The organism is Microvirga puerhi (genome assembly GCF_020089865.1).
Lineage (GTDB): Bacteria > Pseudomonadota > Alphaproteobacteria > Rhizobiales > Beijerinckiaceae > Microvirga > Microvirga puerhi.
Map to the genome: position 1 here is coordinate 12,556 of NZ_JAIRBM010000022.1, position 17,072 is coordinate 29,627.

20 protein-coding genes are annotated in these 17,072 nt (G+C 62.7%); 9 read left to right on the forward strand and 11 right to left on the reverse strand.

All coding sequences use genetic code 11. The annotated features are described in order from the left end of the window. Positions 1-9 precede the first annotated feature (9 nt). The 4 genes from K9B37_RS21025 (at position 10) to K9B37_RS21040 (ending at position 2,322) form a co-directional block, all read left to right on the forward strand. On the forward strand, positions 10-687 hold the full coding sequence (locus K9B37_RS21025) for a ceramidase domain-containing protein (RefSeq protein WP_224315498.1): 678 nt from the start codon (positions 10-12) through the stop codon (positions 685-687). Then, positions 684-1,226 carry a dihydrofolate reductase family protein gene (locus K9B37_RS21030; protein ID WP_224315499.1) on the forward strand — a complete coding sequence of 181 codons (543 nt, stop codon included), beginning with the start codon at positions 684-686 and terminating at the stop codon, positions 1,224-1,226. The genes K9B37_RS21025 and K9B37_RS21030 overlap by 4 nt, the downstream gene beginning before the upstream one ends. A 57-nt stretch (positions 1,227-1,283) precedes the next feature. After that, complete coding sequence (locus K9B37_RS21035; RefSeq protein WP_224315500.1) at positions 1,284-1,703, forward strand: hypothetical protein; 420 nt, start codon at positions 1,284-1,286, stop codon at positions 1,701-1,703. Positions 1,704-1,899: 196 nt separating this feature from the next. Then, positions 1,900-2,322 carry a hypothetical protein gene (locus K9B37_RS21040; protein ID WP_224315501.1) on the forward strand — a complete coding sequence of 141 codons (423 nt, stop codon included), beginning with the start codon at positions 1,900-1,902 and terminating at the stop codon, positions 2,320-2,322. A 4-nt stretch (positions 2,323-2,326) separates the two neighbouring features. Here the strand turns inward: K9B37_RS21040 and K9B37_RS21045 are convergent, their stop codons facing one another. From K9B37_RS21045 to K9B37_RS21070, 6 genes are read right to left on the reverse strand one after another with little or no spacing between them, the layout of a single operon-like run. Beyond that, positions 2,327-3,283 (reverse strand): aldo/keto reductase, encoded by a 957-nt coding sequence (locus K9B37_RS21045; RefSeq protein ID WP_224315502.1) that lies wholly within the window; start codon positions 3,281-3,283, stop codon positions 2,327-2,329. 60 nt (positions 3,284-3,343) lie between these two features. After that, a complete protein-coding gene (locus K9B37_RS21050; protein ID WP_224315503.1) occupies positions 3,344-4,459 on the reverse strand; it encodes a DUF1513 domain-containing protein in 1,116 nt (371 codons plus the stop codon). After that, positions 4,446-5,498: an imelysin family protein gene (locus K9B37_RS21055; protein ID WP_224315504.1), complete on the reverse strand. Its 1,053-nt coding sequence runs from the start codon at positions 5,496-5,498 to the stop codon at positions 4,446-4,448. The genes K9B37_RS21050 and K9B37_RS21055 overlap by 14 nt, the downstream gene beginning before the upstream one ends. 8 nt (positions 5,499-5,506) lie before the next feature. Next, entirely contained in the window at positions 5,507-6,694 is a 1,188-nt protein-coding gene (locus K9B37_RS21060; protein ID WP_224315505.1) for a di-heme oxidoredictase family protein, read from the reverse strand. After that, positions 6,691-8,151: a multicopper oxidase family protein gene (locus K9B37_RS21065; protein WP_224315506.1), complete on the reverse strand. Its 1,461-nt coding sequence runs from the start codon at positions 8,149-8,151 to the stop codon at positions 6,691-6,693. Before K9B37_RS21065 ends, K9B37_RS21060 begins: the two co-directional genes overlap by 4 nt. Positions 8,152-8,154: 3 nt before the next feature. Continuing rightward, complete coding sequence (locus K9B37_RS21070; protein WP_224315507.1) at positions 8,155-9,432, reverse strand: imelysin family protein; 1,278 nt, start codon at positions 9,430-9,432, stop codon at positions 8,155-8,157. Positions 9,433-9,791: 359 nt separating this feature from the next. Here K9B37_RS21070 and K9B37_RS21075 point away from each other — a divergent pair, with 359 nt between their 5' ends. Next, the gene (locus K9B37_RS21075; protein WP_224315508.1) at positions 9,792-10,127 is read left to right on the forward strand and encodes a hypothetical protein; all 336 of its coding nucleotides are present in this window, start codon (positions 9,792-9,794) and stop codon (positions 10,125-10,127) included. A 24-nt stretch (positions 10,128-10,151) separates the two neighbouring features. On the opposite strand, the gene K9B37_RS21080 is transcribed toward K9B37_RS21075, so the two are convergent. Further along, entirely contained in the window at positions 10,152-10,562 is a 411-nt protein-coding gene (locus tag K9B37_RS21080; protein WP_224315509.1) for a DUF1236 domain-containing protein, read from the reverse strand. Between the two features lie 207 nt (positions 10,563-10,769). Between K9B37_RS21080 and K9B37_RS21085 the strand changes: the two genes are divergently transcribed. Further along, positions 10,770-10,982, forward strand: coding sequence for a DUF1059 domain-containing protein (locus K9B37_RS21085; protein WP_224315510.1), 213 nt, complete (start codon positions 10,770-10,772; stop codon positions 10,980-10,982). 34 nt (positions 10,983-11,016) lie between these two features. Here the strand turns inward: K9B37_RS21085 and K9B37_RS21090 are convergent, their stop codons facing one another. From K9B37_RS21090 to K9B37_RS21100, 3 genes are all read right to left on the reverse strand, one after another. After that, positions 11,017-12,648 (reverse strand): alpha-D-glucose phosphate-specific phosphoglucomutase, encoded by a 1,632-nt coding sequence (locus K9B37_RS21090; protein ID WP_224315511.1) that lies wholly within the window; start codon positions 12,646-12,648, stop codon positions 11,017-11,019. Between the two features lie 67 nt (positions 12,649-12,715). Continuing rightward, a complete protein-coding gene (locus K9B37_RS21095) occupies positions 12,716-13,678 on the reverse strand; it encodes a PfkB family carbohydrate kinase (RefSeq protein ID WP_224315512.1) in 963 nt (320 codons plus the stop codon). Between the two features lie 151 nt (positions 13,679-13,829). Continuing rightward, a complete protein-coding gene (locus K9B37_RS21100; protein ID WP_224315513.1) occupies positions 13,830-14,492 on the reverse strand; it encodes a phosphoribosyltransferase in 663 nt (220 codons plus the stop codon). Positions 14,493-14,829: 337 nt separating this feature from the next. Between K9B37_RS21100 and K9B37_RS24715 the strand changes: the two genes are divergently transcribed. Next, the gene (locus tag K9B37_RS24715) at positions 14,830-14,961 is read left to right on the forward strand and encodes a hypothetical protein (RefSeq protein ID WP_255616710.1); all 132 of its coding nucleotides are present in this window, start codon (positions 14,830-14,832) and stop codon (positions 14,959-14,961) included. Positions 14,962-15,173: 212 nt separating this feature from the next. On the opposite strand, the gene K9B37_RS21105 is transcribed toward K9B37_RS24715, so the two are convergent. After that, entirely contained in the window at positions 15,174-15,575 is a 402-nt protein-coding gene (locus tag K9B37_RS21105; protein ID WP_224315514.1) for a DUF930 domain-containing protein, read from the reverse strand. A 458-nt stretch (positions 15,576-16,033) separates the two neighbouring features. On the opposite strand from K9B37_RS21105, the gene K9B37_RS21110 reads away from it, so the two are divergent. Next, on the forward strand, positions 16,034-16,567 hold the full coding sequence (locus K9B37_RS21110) for a hypothetical protein (protein WP_224315515.1): 534 nt from the start codon (positions 16,034-16,036) through the stop codon (positions 16,565-16,567). 130 nt (positions 16,568-16,697) lie between these two features. Further along, the gene (locus K9B37_RS21115; protein WP_224315516.1) at positions 16,698-17,072 is read left to right on the forward strand and encodes a hypothetical protein; all 375 of its coding nucleotides are present in this window, start codon (positions 16,698-16,700) and stop codon (positions 17,070-17,072) included.

Consider the following 17,072-nt stretch of genomic DNA (forward strand, 5'->3'; position numbering starts at 1 on the left):
GATGCCGTCATGGCTGCCTCCTGGTTTGCCGCCGTCGACAACTATTGCGAGCGGATCGATGCCAGTTTCTGGTCCGAGCCGCTGAACGCGGTGACGAACGCCGCCTTCCTGGTGGCGGCTGCCTATGCCTTCGTGCGATGGCGAAGGGCGGGTGGCAGCGATGGCGGATCGCTTTGGCTGATCGTCGTGACGGCCATTGTCGGCATCGGGAGCTTTCTGTTCCACACGGTCGCGGAACGCTGGGCACTGCTTGCCGATGTCCTGCCGATCGCCGTCTTCATCTACAGCTACTTTCTTCTCGCCATGCGCCGCTATCTCGGACTTGGGACAACGGCGGCCATCGCGGTTACCGCCGCGTTCGTGGTCTTCAACATGTCGTTCGAGAGGCTCTGGAACAGCATTTTTCCCAACTTCACCCTTAATGGCTCCGTCGGCTATCTTCCTGCCGCGGCAGCGCTTCTTGTCGTGGGCGTGCTTTGCCTGCGCAAGGGGGAGGGTGCTGTGGGGAGGGCTCTTCTTGCGGCGGCCTGCGTGTTCGCGATGTCCCTCGTGTTCCGCTCCATGGATCAGGCCCTTTGCCCGACGCTGCCGATCGGAACCCATTTTCTGTGGCACATCCTGAACGCGGTCGTGCTCGGCATCCTCATGATCGCAGCCATCACCCGTGGTCGAGGAGCCGACCGATGATCGAAATTCACGGTTACGCCATCGTGTCCGATGACGACCGCATCGCCGATGCCGAGGGGCGGATGCCGGAGGCACTCCGGAGCGAGGCGGATTGGGCCTATTTTCAGGCGGAGCTTGATCGCTCGGCCGCGACGGTTCTCGGGCGCCTGGGCCACGAGGCGCATCCAAACCCGCGCGGGCGGCTCCGCGTCGTGGTGTCGTCGTCGGTCGCAGATCTCGAGAGGCGCAGCGACGGTTGGTGGTGGAATCCGCAAGGTCTCGTATGGAACGAGGCCGTCAATACGATCCTTCCGGAGGGCGGAAGGGTGGCCGTTCCCGGTGGGCGGCGAGTTTTCGACCTGTTCCTGGGGATCGGCTACACGGCCTTTCATCTTACCCGCGCGGAGGGCGTCCGCATTCCGGGCGGCACAGTGCTGTTTTCAGCATGCGAGAGCGGTGCAAGCGCTGAGGCCATCCTGGCCAACAAAGGCCTGAGGCCGGGACAACGACAGATTCTCGACCCCAAGGGACCTGTAAGCCTGACCATTTGGCGCCGGTGAGCGAAACCTCGGCCAACTTGTGACGTTGAACTCTGGAGGCAGTGTCCCGGAGGAACCATGAAATATCTTGCTACGACGGCCGTCCTTGCCAGTCTTGTCCTGGCTGGTGCTGCGATGGCCCAGGGCGGCGGCAGCTCTGGAGGCGGAGCAGGCAGCGGCTCGAGCGGTGGCGTCGGCTCCGGCGGAGCGACGGGGGCCACTGGTGGAATGGGCTCCGGCTCTCCGGGCGTCACGCCTGGCACGACCTCTCCGGGATCTGCTCCCAACGCCCAGACGGCGCCCCTGCCGCCACCGGGAACCCAAGGCAGCAGCGGAGCCAGTCCAAGCACGACAGGCACTACGAGGCCGGGAATCGCAGGCTCCCGTCAGCCGACCGATCCGGCCGAGATGTCGCCGAATGAGCGGAATGAGCGGCTGAATCGCCGTGACCGGGATATCAACCAGCGCCTGAAACGCGGGATCTGCACGGGCTGCTAGAATATTGGCCGACGGATGGGACCTGCTCCGCCATCACCGAAAGCAGATGACGAGTGGAAGGTCGGCTCCTCAGCAGGAACCGACCCGTTTTTAGGCTGCCTCCTGCACATGGAGCAGGTGAGCGCAACGTGCCCTATCGAATCGAAACAATATGACATAATGATCCGTGGCTAGGTCAGGAGAGGCCAAGGACATTATGGATCGGCGGATTGTTTACGGATGGGCGATAGGGTTCGCTCTTCTTATCGGACTGTGCGGCTGCGGCGGCCGCGAAGCCAAGCCCGTCGCCGTGACGAATATCGGAGATCACGGCCTGGATTGTGCGTCCGTTGCACGAGAATTCGAGGCGAACGAGCGACAGATCGTGGCGACCGTTCGTGAGAAGGACTCCGCCAATGCAAAGAACGCGATCCTCGGCGTAACCGGAGTGGTGCTTTTCTGGCCCGCGCTCTTCTTCATGGACCCGAAGTCGCCGGAGCGGGTCGAGATCGATGCTCTTCGTAACCGCAACGGCGTCCTTGATGACATCGCTCGCACGAAGAGATGCCCAAGGCCGCAGACCAAGATTGCGGAACTCTACCGCCGCCTCGACGACCTGCCGGAGAAGTCCCCCCAGTAAAGGCTCACGTCGCCGCCACGCTCGCCTTGGCAAGTTGGTCCAGCGCTGCCTTGTCGAGCTGCAGGCGCGTTGCGCCGATCAGCTCGGTGAGTTGCTCGGCTTTGGTAGCGCTCGCGATCGGAGCCGCGATGCCCGGCTGAGCCATCAACCAGGCCAACGCGACCTGGGCCGGGCTTGCATTGTGGTGGAGGGCGATCTCATCGAGTGCGGAGAGGATGCGCAAGCCGCGATCGTTGAGATATTTCGCCATGTTGGCTCCGCGGACGCTTTTCCCGAAATCCTTTTCGGACCGGTACTTGCCCGTCAGGAAGCCGCTGGCGAGGCCGTAATAGGGGATGACCCCGACTTCGTTGTCCAGGCAGAGAGGCCGCAACTCGCGCTCGAATTCGGCGCGGTCGGATAGGTTGTAGAGCGGCTGTAGGCTCTCGTAACGGGGCAATCCCATACGGGCACTGATGTCGAGCGCTTCCTTGAGGCGTGCAGCGGTGAAGTTCGACGCGCCGATGACCCGGACCTTGCCGCTCGCAACCAAGTCCGCATAGGCGCTCAAGGTCTCTTCCTGCGGCGTATCGGCATCGTCCCGATGCGATTGGTAAAGATCGATGTAGGTCGTCTGGAGTCGCTTGAGCGATTCCTCTACGGCGGCCATGATGCGGGCCTTCGAAAGCCCCTTTTTGCTCGGGCCCATTTCCGACCCGACCTTGGTGGCGATGATGATCTGATCGCGGTTTCCGCGGGCTTTCATCCACTTGCCGATGATGGCTTCCGACTCGCCGCCCTCATGTCCCGGAACCCACCGAGAATACACGTCGGCAGTGTCGATAAAATTGCATCCGGCCTCGACGAGGGCATCCAGGATACGGAACGACATATGCTCGTCCGCCGTCCATCCGAAAACGTTTCCGCCGAGGCAGAATGGCGGGACCATGAGGTTGGAACGGCCCAAACGACGCTTTTCCATTGCGATCTCCTTCTCGCAGCCGATCTGTGTCACCGGCCCGTGATCTCAAGAGGTATGGTTTTAGATCGAGACGACGTGATTGTCCCAGACCCAGCGTCCGAGGTCCGTTCCGCCGAGGGGCTTGAGCTGATCAGTCGCGACCGGGGCAAGGCTCACCCCCGCATTGCCCGATGTTGCGAGGAAGACTCCATCCATCGGCGCCGCGACGACACCGCAGACGTCCGACATGCGTCGTCGGCCAAGAAAACTTCCGGTGTCGAGTTTCCAGAACGCGATGGTGTTGCCGATCGGACTCGTTGCGGCTGCGATCGTTCCGGAAGCATCGAGAGCGACGGAGCCCACATAGTTCCTCATGGCGTCGAGCGCATCGTCCGGCATGTCGAGAAAGCGCGTCTTGCCGTCGGGCGTCACGGTGCCGACCAGGGCCGGCATCTCAGACTTGTCGCCCTCGAACTGGCAACCGAAGACGATCTCGCCGCGAGGCGAGACGGCAAGGTGACGGATGCTCAGACCCTTCAGATCGGAGCCAAGATCGACCTTCAGCAGAACGCTTTCGCTTGTCGGATCGACGATGGCGAGGCTCGGCTCCATCTGGTCCTTGTTGAGGATTTCGCGTCCGGTCTCCGGATTGGTCCTGATGCCGCCGTTTGCAACCACGATGTGCCGGTGCCCCGGCAGATAGGCGAGATCGTGTGGGCCGATGCCGAAACTTGGCATCTCGCCGATCCGCCGATAGTCGCTTTCCGCGTCATAGATGCCGAGGACGCCGTTGCCAGTCGCAATCTCATTTTCGGTAGCGTAGAGCAGGCGTCCTTCGGCGGAGAATACGCCGTGACCGTAGAAATGCCGGCCCTCCGGTGACGTCACGACGTGGCGCACCTGGCCTGAACCACGGTCGATGATCGCAGCCCAATTTCCTGGGCGTCGCGCGAAGACAACGAGATCCGCGGAGGTGGGACGGATAGCGATGTCGTGTCCGCGATCAGGCAACCGCGTGTTGAACAGCATTTCACCATCGAGGGAGAACACAGCCACCGATGCCGTACTCTGACCCTCGAAACACGCCGATACGAAGAGGGGCCGTTCGGCTGCTGCAAAGGCATGTTTGGGATAGAACGAGCCCGCAACCGCGGCGCCAAGCGCACCGAGAAAAGTTCGTCGATCAATCACCGTCACGACTATTGAACCCCAAGGAAATTCCGAGCGCTGTGGTGACGGCATTCTGCGCGGTTTCGCGCAACGAATGCACGGCATCGCGCAGAAGGATCAGGTTTCGTCTTTCCTTCGGATCGGCGGCGGCCTTGCCGATGTCGGCCGGCGCAGTTTCCGCCATGCCGCGGGCCGTGCGCAACGCGTAGCCGAGGGAATTGCCTTCGTCTGTCGACGGGTCGACCAGGATTCGGCCCAGAGCTTCCGCAGCTTCGAGGTTGATGGCAATGGCACGCATGGAGCGTCCGCTGCGCCAGCTCTCCGCGAGCGTCGGCTTCACATTGTCCACGCTGTCGCCCATCACGGCGCCGAGCTTCTGGTCGTCGACGATGTCGAACAGACCGAGATAATCCGTCGAGAGCCGCGTCGCGGCCTCCTCGATCTTGGCATCGTCGCCCTTTTCGAGAGCGGCAAGCGCGCCGTCCGGACGTGTCCATTCGTCGAGCACCTGGGTGCTGGTACGGGCGAGGTTGCCGGCAATCGCCACGGCGACACCACAGCGCCGTGTGGCTTCCTCGGAACCGTTGGTAAAGGCCGTTGCCGCATTGGGCTCGTAGAGAAGTCGTTCGAGGGCGGAAAAGCCCTGCACGGCCGCGCTCGTCTGCGCGAACCGCCCCGGTGTCAGATCCTCGGACCCTTTTCGCGCCAGAACGTTCGACAGGCCGCGGCCGATGGCGTTCTTGCGTTCGGGCCAATGGGCCATGCGCTCGAAGCGGAAATCGGTGCTGATCGGACCGTAGAGCACGAATTCGATTCCGGACCAGGCATCGGCTGCTTTTTGATAGCTGTCCTTCAGCGCGCCGATCTCATCGGCCTTCGGCGCCGCGCAAAAGCGGGTCCAGGCCTCCAGCTCGGCCTTCGTCGCCTGGGCAAGCGTTTCATACCGTGGGATGACGAAGTCTCGGGCCGCCCGCAGGGCCGTGTCTCGCCGGGCGGTATTGTCCTGGGCCAGAGCCGGGGCCGTCAGGAAGAGGCAGAGCAGGGGGGCGATCAGCTTAATGCGCATGAAGCGTCTCATAGGGATGTGAGAAAGGCGATCAGGCGGCGCCTTTCCGCCTCCGGTAAAGACTTGAAACGTGTCTTCGCGAAGGCAGCCTCGCCGCCGTGAAGATCGATGGCGTCTTCCACCGTCCGGGCGCGTCCGTCATGCATCAGGCCTGCCCCGTTCGCAAGGGTCCGGGACAGTCCCCACAGGGGCGCGGTCCGCCACTCGGTCGAAGCGACGCCGGGTTCCGTCGCGCCACCGTCGAGAGCGGAACCGAGATCATGCAGGAGGAGATCGGTGAAGGCCTGGACGGGGCCATGCGTGCCGGGAAGGCTAGGGCGGTGGCAGGCGGCGCAACCGATGGCCTCGAAGGAGGCAAGACCAGCGCTGTTCCCACCGACTGCAGAACGCGCCCCGACTTCCGCCAGATAAGCGACGATGCGCGAGACGATGTCCGGAGAGATCTCAGGACCGCCGTCGCGATCGCCCATGGGAGCCGCGAGGCACTCCGTCTGCCTTGCAGTGCAGTCGCCCTGGGGCAGCGGATGGCCTTTCGACGAAAGGCCGAGATCGAGCAGAAAGGCGGTTTCGACTTGCGCCATGAGGGTCGGCTGGGAGGCTTTCCAACCGAAACGTCCCACCTGCCGGGCGCCCTGCGCGTCCGTCACCCAGTTGACGCGACCACGCACGCCATCGCTCCGCCCCGCGTTATCGGCCGCGATCTTTGCAATCGCCGTGGCCGGAACGGTCTCGAGTTCGCCGAGACCACGTAAGGATGGAGCCTGCAGAGCGCCTATGCGAATGGTCGGTCCGAGATCCCCATAGGCTAACCCATCCAGCTTATACCCTTGCTCCGTCTTCATCACGCGGCCTTCCGCGCGGACCCCGGCAACGGCGGCACTCTGCATCTGGCGCCCGTAGACCGGGTCCGGGTTTCCGGCGGCGTCGCTGAAGCGCAGGACGAGGTGATCGCTCGACACGGCGCCATCCGCATTCGTCTGCACAGGCGTGCGATCGAGATCGTGGTGACAGGCGGCGCAGGAGCGCGCGTTGAAGAGCGGCCCGAGGCCGTCATTGGCGTGCGTGGAGGAGGGCGCGGGCACCCAGGCGCGGCGGAAGAGGGCGCGGCCGATGACTTCGTCGAGAGCAGCGGCGCCGATGGGCGCCAGAAGCGGAAGCGCCACCAATGCCCGCAGCCATGCGCGCCGCTTCATCATGCGACCCGAAAGTATCCCATCATGCCGTATTCGAGATGTTCCAGCACGTGGCAGTGGAACATCCAATTGCCGGGGGCGGCCACGAAGGCAATCTCGATCCGCTCCTTGGGCTGCAGCAGCACGGTGTCCGCGAAATGGCGCGGCCGTTCCAACCGCGAGGTGCTCAGCACTTCGAATGTGTGCCCGTGCAGATGAATCGGATGATGGTGCGGCGTCGCGTTCATCAGCTCGAAAACGTAGGACTGGCCCGCCTTGAGGAGGCCAAGGGGAGGCGGAAGCTGGCGATTTTGGCCTGCTGCCCATGAGGTCTTGTTGATGGCCCAGAACGACGTGTCGCGCACGCAAAGACCGTCGAGCAGAATCTTGGCGAGCGGATCGTCCGGAGCCCATGCGGCGGCAGCTTCGGCGATGGATCCCGACGCGGCGCTGAAGCTGAAGCTCATCCGCTCGGCGTCGCGCAGGTCGGCGCGGGGAATAGCGGCCTCGTAGAGAATGGCGGGATCGAACGCCCGGGCCTTCCGGGCCGGGCCGTTCGCTGCGCAGGTGGCGAGCGTCCAGGGTTCGGAAGAGAAATAGTCGATGACCTTGAACGTTTTGCCGGGTCCGGGTGCGCGAACCAGGACGTCGATCCGCATGGCCGGCCCCATGCGCCAGGTTTCGAGTGGAAACGGCGTTACCGCATTGCCGTCGATGGCGATGATCGCAGCTTCCGCACCATCGATGCCGACCTCGATTACGCGCGTACTGTCGAGATTGAGGATGCGAAGACGGACGTTGCCTCCAGCGGGTACGGCTTGCGTCTGCGGCGCGATACCGTTGACGGCGCGGATCGTCCCATAGGTGCCGGCGCGACTTGCGCCCTCGGGTGTTTCGAAGGGCAACCAAGTGCCGTCATCGGCCAGCCTCCAATCCTTATAGGCCAAGACCAGATCGGCATCGGCGGGCCGGCGCTCGTCGCCTTCGATGATCAGAACGCCGCTCATCCCGCGCCCTGTCTGGCCGGATTCGTTGCAATGGGGATGGATGAAGAAGGTACCGGGATCCGGCGGCGTGAATTCGTAGAGAAAGCTCTCGCCCTTCATCACAGGTGGCTGTGTCAGGAAGGGCACGCCGTCCATGGTGTTAGGAACGCGGATGCCGTGCCAATGGATGGCCGTATGCTCGCCGAGGCTGTTCTCGAGCCGCGCCCTGATCGTATCGCCGAGCCGGATACGCTTCACCGGCAAAAGGGCATCCGAATAGGTCCAGACGGTGCTTTCCGGACCGTTCGGCCCGAGGAGCCGCATGGACCGTTCCGCCGCTGCGAAATGCCAGTCGTGGATCTGTCCGCCTTGCACGGGGGGGCGCCGCGGCAGGACGATCGGTGCAGGCCGTGCCAGAAGGCTCGATCCGCCCGCCGCGGTGGCCAAGGCCGCCGCGCCGAGACCCTTCAGAATCTGCCTGCGGTTATATCCCATCTCTTACTTCGACACCGAGGACGGATCGTCGAGGCTCTTGGAACCCTCGACCGAGATCGTCAGACCGAGCTTCTTGACCAGTCCTTCGATAGCCCGTGCCTGTGCCACGAGAGCATCGACGCCGTCCTGAACCACCTTGTTGCCTTCGGTATTCCCCTCGGCAATCATCTGGTCATACGCCTCTTTGCCCGAATCCGCGCGGTCCTTGATGACGCGGAGCTTCTCGGTCGTGTTCTTCATGGCCGCTTCGAGCTTGGCAGCCTCTTCGGGCGCTTTGGCGCGGGCGTATTCAGCCATGCTCGGCCCCTGCACCACCTTCCCGTCCGTGCGCGTATAGCGGCCCTCGTAGATCGCGACCATGCCGATCTGATCGCTGTAGTGGGAATTGTGCGTGTTGTCGGAGAAGCAATCGTGCTCTTCCTCCGGATCGTGCAGGATGAGGCCGAGCTTCATGCGCTCGCCGGCGAGCTCGCCATAAGACAGGCTGCCGAGGCCGGTGAGAATGGTGGCGAGTCCCTCGCCGGTGCTCTTCTTCGCGAGATCTTGACGAGCCCTGCCCTTGCCGTCCCATGCCTTCGCCATCTCGGTTAGGTCGTCGAAAAGAAGATCCGTCGCTGCCTTCAGATAGTCGCGCCGGCGGTCGCAATTGCCGTGGGTGCAGTTCTGGAGGGAGTAGTCCGTCGCCGGCCGCGTGCCGGCACCCGGTCCGGTGCCGTTCAGATCCTGCCCCCAGAGCAGAAATTCGATGGCGTGATAGCCGGTGGCCACGTTGGCCTCGACGCCGCCGGCCTCCTGCAGGGTGTCGGACAGAAGCTTCTTCGTGATCTTCGATGCATCGACCTGTTTCTTGCCGATGCGGATCGACTTGTTGGCGATGACGTTCGCCCGATAAAGCGGGTTCTCGTCGGAGGTCTCGCCGTAGCTCTTCGGATCGACGTAATCGATCAGGCCCTCGTCGAGCGGCCAGGCATTCACCCTGCCTTCGATTTCGTCCATGGCCTTGTTGCCGAAGCGAAATCCTTCGGTCTGCTGATAGGAAACGCGGGCCTTGCGCCAGGCCGCGCGCGCGGCGTTCAGCGTCTCCTCGGTCGGGTTGGCGAGGAAGGCGTCGACGGCTTTCGAAAGGTCGCGCGCGCCGCTCGCGGCATCGCCATACATGGACTGGGCGAGCGAAATATAGGCGTCGACCACCGCCTTGGGCTGAGGAGCGTCGGCACGCGCTCCCTGGCAGAGCGTTGTTCCGGCGAGAAGGGCCGCCAACGCGAAAGCGCGCAATCTCATGTTCATGACTCCAAGCCATTCTGTGATGGGGCGATGGCTAGTCCGAAATGGATGCACATGGCAACAGTAAAATTGAAAGATAGAAACGTTCTAAACTAAGTATTGGATCACACTTGATGTATATGTTTCAATAATGACAGTATCGCGAATTGTGAATTGAAAGATTTGGAGATCAATATCGGTAGCTCAAGGTCTTCATCGTGAGTTTTCAAGCATTATGGCGTCAAGGTTGAAGCTCTGATCTTGGTCAGCAATCGTCGCCGATACGAACGGTGGAGAGCGGCAATTGTGGGGGAGAGCTGAATGAAAGGAGAACCCGTGGACGTTACGGAGCGTTAGCGTGTCCAGAGGAGGCTCGGATGCCCGAACTGGTTCGCGAATGGCCGTATCTTCTGAACAGGGTTCTGGAACAGATCCGACCTGCGCGGGACCGAGCCGATTGCTATATTGCCGAAGTGGACGTGTCGGAGGAGGAGCTTCGCGCCCTCAATCTGTTCGAAGCAAGCGCACGGCACGAACATGTCGCCTTTACCGACCCCACGACGTCCGAAGGACGCTTCGCCTATCTCAATACGCCGGTCGGGCTTGGCAAGGCGCAGGACCGGGACCGTATCGCTCGGATACGCATCACCTTTACGGCCGTCCAGCGCATGAGGCCCCTGGAGGCGCGGGCCGATCTGCACGGCTTCGAGTAACAAGTGCCTCCAGGGTCGTTCATCTTAAGGAATGATCTCAATCACTTCCCGGGTCTGCGGATCGACGATCACTCGCTGATCGTTCACGACCGTATAGCTGTAGCTGGCCGGCAGTCCGACGCTGCCCGGGATGGGGAAGAGCCGTACGCGCTCCGGCAAGGGCTGACCGACGACGACCTCTTCCGACACACGCATCGTTGGCCGGCGCTGCGCGACGATATAGGTGCGCACGCGCGTCGTCTCGGCGGCACTGAGGACGCCCCCGGCTGCAGCTCCGGCGACACCGCCCACCGCCGCCCCGACGGGCCCGCCCACGACCGCACCCGCGACTGCACCGCCAGCGGCAGCCGTTGCAGGGCCGGCGGTCTGTTCGGTCTGGCAGGCGGCGAGAGGAAGGGCGAGAAAGGCAAGAGAGGCGAGAATGCGATGGCGCATGGGGCGTTCCTTTTTCAAAGACCATCCTTCGAACGCCCTGAAGCTTGGCGGGTTCCCCGCGAGGATCATCGCGCAGACGGCTTCAGCGTCCACACTTGCAAGTGTGTCTCCACCATATCTGGAGTATCATGCGGTCGGCCGCCCGCTTACGGAGCGGCGGTGAGCCGGTCGTCCGGTCATGGTTCTGAACCTCAAGGGAGACGGAACATGGGACGCAAATTCATCGATTGCCGTGAGATGCCCAGCGACATCAAGTGCAGCCTGGCGCTTGTAGCCGACACGGAGAACGAGTTGGTGGAAGCTGCCGTCATGCACGCGGTCAACGTCCATCACCATCAGGACACGCCGGAACTGCGCAGCATGATCAGAAGCGCGATCCACGAGGGATCTCCCGCGGAGGCGCCACGCCAGACGGCGTGACGTGCGAGGTCGCCGGCATGCCTCCGGCTCGACATCAGGTGATGACGTCGGGAGCGGTGCGTCCTGTCCGTTCGCGAATTCCCGCGATGGCGTCGGCCGCGGCGATGACGTCCGCGAGCACGTCCTGCGGATCCTGATCGTGCCGTGAAGGATCGGGCTCGAAGGTTTCGAGATAGACGCGCAAGGTGGCGCCTTCCGTGCCCGTGCCGGACAGGCGGAAGACCGCGCGGGCGTCATTGGCGAACAAAACCCGTACACCCTGATGGCGGGTCACGGACCCATCGGTCGGATCCTCGTAGGCGAAGTCGTCGGCGCTCGCGACCTTGAGACCCGCGAAGCTGCGACCGGGCAGAGTCTCCAGAGCGCCGCGAAGATCTGCCATGAGCTGGTCGCCGCTTGCGGTGCTGATGCCCTCGTAGTCATGACGCGTATAGAAGTCGCGTCCGTAGGTGCGCCAATGTTCGGCGACGATGTCGGCGATGGATTGTCCGCGCGCGGCCACGATGTCGAGCCAGAGCAGGATCGCCCAGAGGCCGTCCTTCTCGCGCACATGGTCAGACCCGGTACCGGCGCTCTCTTCGCCGCAGATCGTCACGCGACCGGCATCGAGAAGGTTGCCGAAGAACTTCCATCCCGTCGGCGTCTCGAACAGATCGACTTTGAGCTTCTCGGCGACGCGATCCGCGGCGCGGCTCGTAGGCATGGATCGGGCGATTCCCTTCAGGCCGCTCCGATAGCCCTTGGCATGATGAATGTTGGCGGCAAGCACGGCGAGGCTATCGGAGGGAGAGACGGAAATTCCGCGGCCGAGAACGATGTTGCGATCGCCGTCACCATCGGAAGCAGCGCCCATGTCCGGTGCGTCGGAAGAGAACATGAGACGGAACAACTCCGCCGCATGGACCGGGTTCGGATCGGGATGATGGCCGCCGAAATCGGGAAGGGGAGTGGCGTTGACGACCGTGCCGGCGGGCGCACCGAGGATACCTTCGATGATCGCCTTCGCATAGGGTCCCGTGATCGCGTGCATAGCGTCGAACCGCAAGGTGAATCCAGACTCGAAAAGCTTCCGGATTCGGTCGAAATCGACGATCGTTTCCATCAGGATAACGTAGTCGGCGACGGGGTCGATGATCTCGACAATCATGCCGCCGAGCCTCGTTTCTCCGAGCGCCGCCAGAGAAGGCGCCGCATCCTTGAGGATGCGGTATTCGTTGAGGGACTTCGTGCTGGCGAAGATCGCGTCCGTGATCGCCTCCGGTGCCGGGCCGCCATTCGAGATGTTGAACTTGAGGCCGAAGTCGCCGTCTTCGCCACCGGGATTGTGGCTCGCGGAGAGGACAATCCCGCCGAACGTCTTGCGCTTGCGGATGATGTTAGATGCGGCCGGAGTCGACAGCATACCGTTCTGGCCGACGATCGCCCGCTCGGCTCCATTCGCAGCGAGTATGCGCAGGATGATGCCGATAGCCTTGTCGTTGAAGTAGCGGCCATCGCCGCCGACGACGATCGTTCGCCCTTTGACGCCGCCGACGCCTTCGATCACGGCCTGCACATAATTCTCGAGATAGCCGGGCTGCATGAACACGGCCGTCTTTTTACGCAGTCCGGAGGTGCCGGGCTTCTGGCCTTCAATCGGTGCCGTGGAAACGGTCTCGACGGTCATACTTTTTGTCCTCTCCGAGTGTTCTCGATGGGATGGGGCGTGAAAGGCGAGGGGATGTCCTTCGCGGCTAGCCAGGCCATTCGGTCAGAAATGTTTCGACGGCAGCGCGGCTCGGCAGAGACGGAATTGCGCCGCGCCCCGTCGCCGTCAGGGCGCCCACGGCGTTGGCGAACCGGCAGATCGCGTCGAGCCGCGCGGGCTCCGTTGGAATGACTGGCTCCTTCAGGAGACCCGCGATGATCCCTGCCATGAAAGCATCGCCGGCGCCGGTCGCATCGATGGCATCGACCGCGAAGCCCGGAACCTTTCCCTGGGCGTTTTGCGTCAGCCAGTAGCATCCTGCGCTGCCGCAGGTGACCGCCATGAAGGTCACGTCATCCGTCCAGAGAGCACGGGCACCGGCAATCGGATCCTCTTGCCCCGTCAGGAAGGTGACCTCCTCCTCAGAGATCTTCACGATCTGGGCGTGCTTGAGGCCGAGAAGCATACCTTCGCGCGCTGCGTCCGCATCCGGCCAGATGTGAAGGCGCAGATTCGGGTCGTAGGTAACGATCTTACCGGCACGCCGGGCGATGTCGACGGCGTGAAGCGTCGCCGTGCGCGACGGATCCGAAATGAGGCTCATGGACCCGAAATGGAAGGCGCGCGCCTTCTCGATGGCGCCCCCGTCGACGTTTTCCGCCGCCATGAGCATGTCCGCGCTCGGACTCCGATAGAACAGAAATTCGCGCTCTCCGCTCGCCTGGAGCGATACGAAGGCCAGCGCGGTGGAGGCTCGTTTCGTAAACAGGAGCGGGGATACGTCCACTCCGGCGTCTTGCAGGGTCTCGGCGAGGAAATGGCCGAATCCATCGTCCCCGACCATGCCCATGAAGGCACTTGGAACTCCGAGCCGCGCCAGGGCCACGGCGACGTTCGCAGGCGCGCCGCCGGCCGCCTTCTTGAAGGCTTCCGTGCCGGCAAGGCCCAGCCCATTGATGGTCGGCACGAAATCAACCAGCAGTTCGCCAAACGCAACAACGTCGGCCATGCCACCATTCCTCGCTTTTTCGTTCAAGGCTCGTGGCGGAGTGCCCGAGCGGGACGCATGCCCACCAGGGAAGGGGCGGCAGCTCACCCGTCTTATAGGTGCTCGCTGCGCATCTGTTAAGGCACCGGATCGTGCCTTGAGGCGCCAGAGGCTATGGGGGCAAGGGTTCGGAGAAAGGTTCCAGCATGCGGGTGACCTCCGCGTCGGAAAGCTGATGGAATTCCTCATAGAAGGGGCTGATCGCATAGAAATCTGACGGCATGACCGGGCACACGACGTCGTCCACCAGGGGACGCAGCGCGTCGATGGTTTCTGCCGGAGCGACCGGTACCGCCAGCACTAGGCGCGCCGGCCGGCGCCGGCGTAGCGCCGCAAGGGCAGCCCGCACCGTCGTTCCGGTGGCGATTCCGTCATCGACGACGATCGCCGTCCTGCCTTCGACAGGAAGGGGTTCGCGGCCTTTCAGATACACCTTGCGTCGCCGCTCGAGCTCCCAGAGCTCGGGCTGCGCCAGCTCATCGATCTCATCGTCGTTCAGGCCGATCATCGCCATGACCGGGCGATTGAGAACGATCTCCGGATGTGCGCCGTCCACGACAGCTGCTGCGGCGAGTTCCGGCTGGGACGGAACGCCGATCTTGCGTACCAGGAGCAGATCCAGCGGCGCGTGGAGCGCTGCGGCGATCGGCAACGCGACCGGAATTCCGCCGCGCGGCAGCGCGAGGACGACCGGATCGGCGAGCTGCATCGTCGCAAGGCGGGCGGCAAGCTGCGCTCCTGCATGGTCCCGGTCGCGGAATCGAGAGGTTTCCATCGGCGGCCTCCGCTCGGTCGAGAGGTCCGCCGTTCATCACCCGATGAACGGCTCAAGCCTGAGTGCTTCATCATATCACCGAGTCCTGCGATAGGCATCCTGGCCGATCGCATTCCTCTTGAAGGGCAAGGTGCCGCAGGTCTTCGGGGAACCTTGCGCAAGGCTCAGGAAAGCTAGGTCGATAATCCTGCATGCGTGCTTCGATATTGCCGGCGTTGTCCCGATGGGGGCTGAGGGACAAGGCAGGCGATATTCGGAGCGCAAAGGCACGGCGGCGCCCGTTAACGGTTCATTGACCTTACGGGCGCACGCTTGTCTCCCGTGACAGGAGGTCTCCATGAGTGCGTTGCTCGTCGGTCTGGTTGTCGGCTCTCTTACATGTCTTCTTGCGCTGCCGGCCGTCCGTATGATCTTGAACCGGCGTGAGATCCGGGCGAGGACGCGCCTGCGACCGGTCGCGTTCGGGTAACGGGCACCGCCATGCGGGAATCGCATGCCAGCGTTTCGGTGCGAGGCCTGCCTGCGGAGCTTTTTGCCCCCCACATTGAGATCATGACGCCGCAGCGATGGCGACGTTGTTCCCTCTGAAGTTTCTTCCTTTACTTGGGCCGCTGTCCTCAGCGGCCCTTTTCTTTGTCATGAGCATTTCGCGACGACGCGGGATAGAGAGTTCATCCGGCGTCAGCGCCATAGGCCATATCTCTCCCATTGCGCCTCGGGAATGATGTCGCCGACCTGAAAGGTGAACGATGTTGCCGACAGCTTGTCGTCGGCGAGCGTGCAGCGGAATTGGAACTGGTGCCATTGCCCTTTGACGCGGAAGGCGCCGCCGCTTCCGGAAATGGTATTCCTGTCGAAGGTCGGATTCGACATCGCATCGACGACGACGCGGTCGAGACGGGAGTATTCCTTTTCCCGGCCGATCTCCCGCGAGCCCATGTTGTTGCAGACCTGAAGGCTGCGCGTCCTCGGTTCGATCTTCATGAAGCTGGGAGGCAGACGGGAGCTGGATGCCTGTGCCGCGCTGAATGAAACGAGGCAGGCTGACATCAGAAACGTGAATCGCATTGTCACCCTGGTCATTGCCGGGCCTATCTCCGAAACAAAGAATATTGGAATTGCGCCGTCCAGCCGGGATGGTTGGACGGCGCACGTGACAAAAATCACGAAATGTCGGGTTTATTCAGGTCAGCTCGCAGCACAAGCGCACTGACTGCAAAGCATGATCCCGATCCATGCGCACAGCCAATGGTTCCGTAGCTGTTCCCAAAAAAGGAATCTTCTTCCCTCAAAAGCGCCGCATTTGGTCCGGTGCGTCTCGTGCCAGATCGACTCGTCATGCAGAGTGATTCATGGATGCGAGCGCAGATCAGACGCCGATCCGGAAATGACGATTGACCTATCCTTTCGAACTACAAAACCACGACGGTAAGGATGGTCTGGACGGATGCGACGCGCTATGGAGGAATTTCTCTTCCCACGATCGATGATTCCGTCGGAACCGACGATTCTCCGCATCGCGTTTCTTGTCCGGACCGCTCATGAAAAGCCTTTTGAAGAGTCTTCCCTGTTCTGCTGTCGCGGTGATCCTGACGATGACCGGCGCGCTGGCGAATGGTCCGACTCTTGCTGGTTCTCTTTGGAACTGCACGAGAGCGCGGGATGGTTCGCAGTTTCTCATTGCGTTCTATCCCGATGGCGGAGTCGGCGGCGGTGAAATCGATCGTAGCGTCGTCAGCCCGTATGTCTTTGACGCGTCCCGCACGAAGCCTGATCAGTGGCCCGGGCGATGGAGTGAGACCGGAGAAAACTTCACGTGGGACTTTCCGGATCAGCACATGAGGATCGAAGGTCGCGTCGAGCGGCCTGCGAAGGGGAGGGGACGCCTGACCGGGACTGAGACGGCGATGGAACAGACCTCGGCCGTCAACTGCATCCCGCAGACGCGCGCGCCGAGGCTGGGCACAGGTCTCGTGATTCCGAAGGACGGTCACTTCCTGGATCCCGAGGACACGGAAGGCGAGCTGAAGGTCCCGGCGGGGATCTCGCTGCAGCGGCCGGGACGGTCGCGATAGGGACAAAGCATTTTTCGGCGAAGTGGACCCGGGTCACCGTCAAAAATGCGGTGCACCAAAGAAAAGAGACGATTCCACGTCAGTGGAAACAGCTCTAGCGTAAAGAGAAACCCTCCCAGGGAGCGGTGACGTGGTGAAGCGCATTGGATCAATGGCATGGCGCGTGGAAGTCGGCGCCGACGGACAGCTGTTTGCGCTGGGCGTACGCACCGATACCGGCCGGGAATACGAAGTGCTTCTCGGAACGGCGGATTCAACGCCGATCTTGTCCGATCTTCTCAACGAGATCGCTCGCGTTCACCGCGGACTGCCTCCGCGCGTCTTTGCGCCCGACGCCGGGCCGCATCATCCGCGCAGCGTTCCGCTTCAACCTCTCGCGACCCGAATCGAGGATCATGGCGGCCAGCCGGTGCTCGCCCTCGATTTCGGTGGCACCATCCTCAAAGTACAGATCGATCCTGCCGCTCTGCAGCGGGACCTCGCCGCCTATCAGGCCTCACGGTAA

Coding starts and splice junctions, on each gene's coding strand:
- K9B37_RS21060 (WP_224315505.1), bottom strand. CDS start 6,694: ATGATGAAGCGGCGCGCATGGCTGCGGGCATTGGTGGCGCTTCCGCTT.
- K9B37_RS24715 (WP_255616710.1), top strand. CDS start 14,830: ATGAGTGCGTTGCTCGTCGGTCTGGTTGTCGGCTCTCTTACATGTCTT.
- K9B37_RS21075 (WP_224315508.1), top strand. CDS start 9,792: ATGCCCGAACTGGTTCGCGAATGGCCGTATCTTCTGAACAGGGTTCTG.
- K9B37_RS21085 (WP_224315510.1), top strand. CDS start 10,770: ATGGGACGCAAATTCATCGATTGCCGTGAGATGCCCAGCGACATCAAG.
- K9B37_RS21105 (WP_224315514.1), bottom strand. CDS start 15,575: ATGACCAGGGTGACAATGCGATTCACGTTTCTGATGTCAGCCTGCCTC.
- K9B37_RS21030 (WP_224315499.1), top strand. CDS start 684: ATGATCGAAATTCACGGTTACGCCATCGTGTCCGATGACGACCGCATC.
- K9B37_RS21055 (WP_224315504.1), bottom strand. CDS start 5,498: ATGCGCATTAAGCTGATCGCCCCCCTGCTCTGCCTCTTCCTGACGGCC.
- K9B37_RS21065 (WP_224315506.1), bottom strand. CDS start 8,151: ATGGGATATAACCGCAGGCAGATTCTGAAGGGTCTCGGCGCGGCGGCC.
- K9B37_RS21100 (WP_224315513.1), bottom strand. CDS start 14,492: ATGGAAACCTCTCGATTCCGCGACCGGGACCATGCAGGAGCGCAGCTT.
- K9B37_RS21045 (WP_224315502.1), bottom strand. CDS start 3,283: ATGGAAAAGCGTCGTTTGGGCCGTTCCAACCTCATGGTCCCGCCATTC.
- K9B37_RS21110 (WP_224315515.1), top strand. CDS start 16,034: ATGAAAAGCCTTTTGAAGAGTCTTCCCTGTTCTGCTGTCGCGGTGATC.
- K9B37_RS21040 (WP_224315501.1), top strand. CDS start 1,900: ATGGATCGGCGGATTGTTTACGGATGGGCGATAGGGTTCGCTCTTCTT.
- K9B37_RS21090 (WP_224315511.1), bottom strand. CDS start 12,648: ATGACCGTCGAGACCGTTTCCACGGCACCGATTGAAGGCCAGAAGCCC.
- K9B37_RS21070 (WP_224315507.1), bottom strand. CDS start 9,432: ATGAGATTGCGCGCTTTCGCGTTGGCGGCCCTTCTCGCCGGAACAACG.
- K9B37_RS21035 (WP_224315500.1), top strand. CDS start 1,284: ATGAAATATCTTGCTACGACGGCCGTCCTTGCCAGTCTTGTCCTGGCT.
- K9B37_RS21095 (WP_224315512.1), bottom strand. CDS start 13,678: ATGGCCGACGTTGTTGCGTTTGGCGAACTGCTGGTTGATTTCGTGCCG.
- K9B37_RS21080 (WP_224315509.1), bottom strand. CDS start 10,562: ATGCGCCATCGCATTCTCGCCTCTCTTGCCTTTCTCGCCCTTCCTCTC.
- K9B37_RS21025 (WP_224315498.1), top strand. CDS start 10: ATGGCTGCCTCCTGGTTTGCCGCCGTCGACAACTATTGCGAGCGGATC.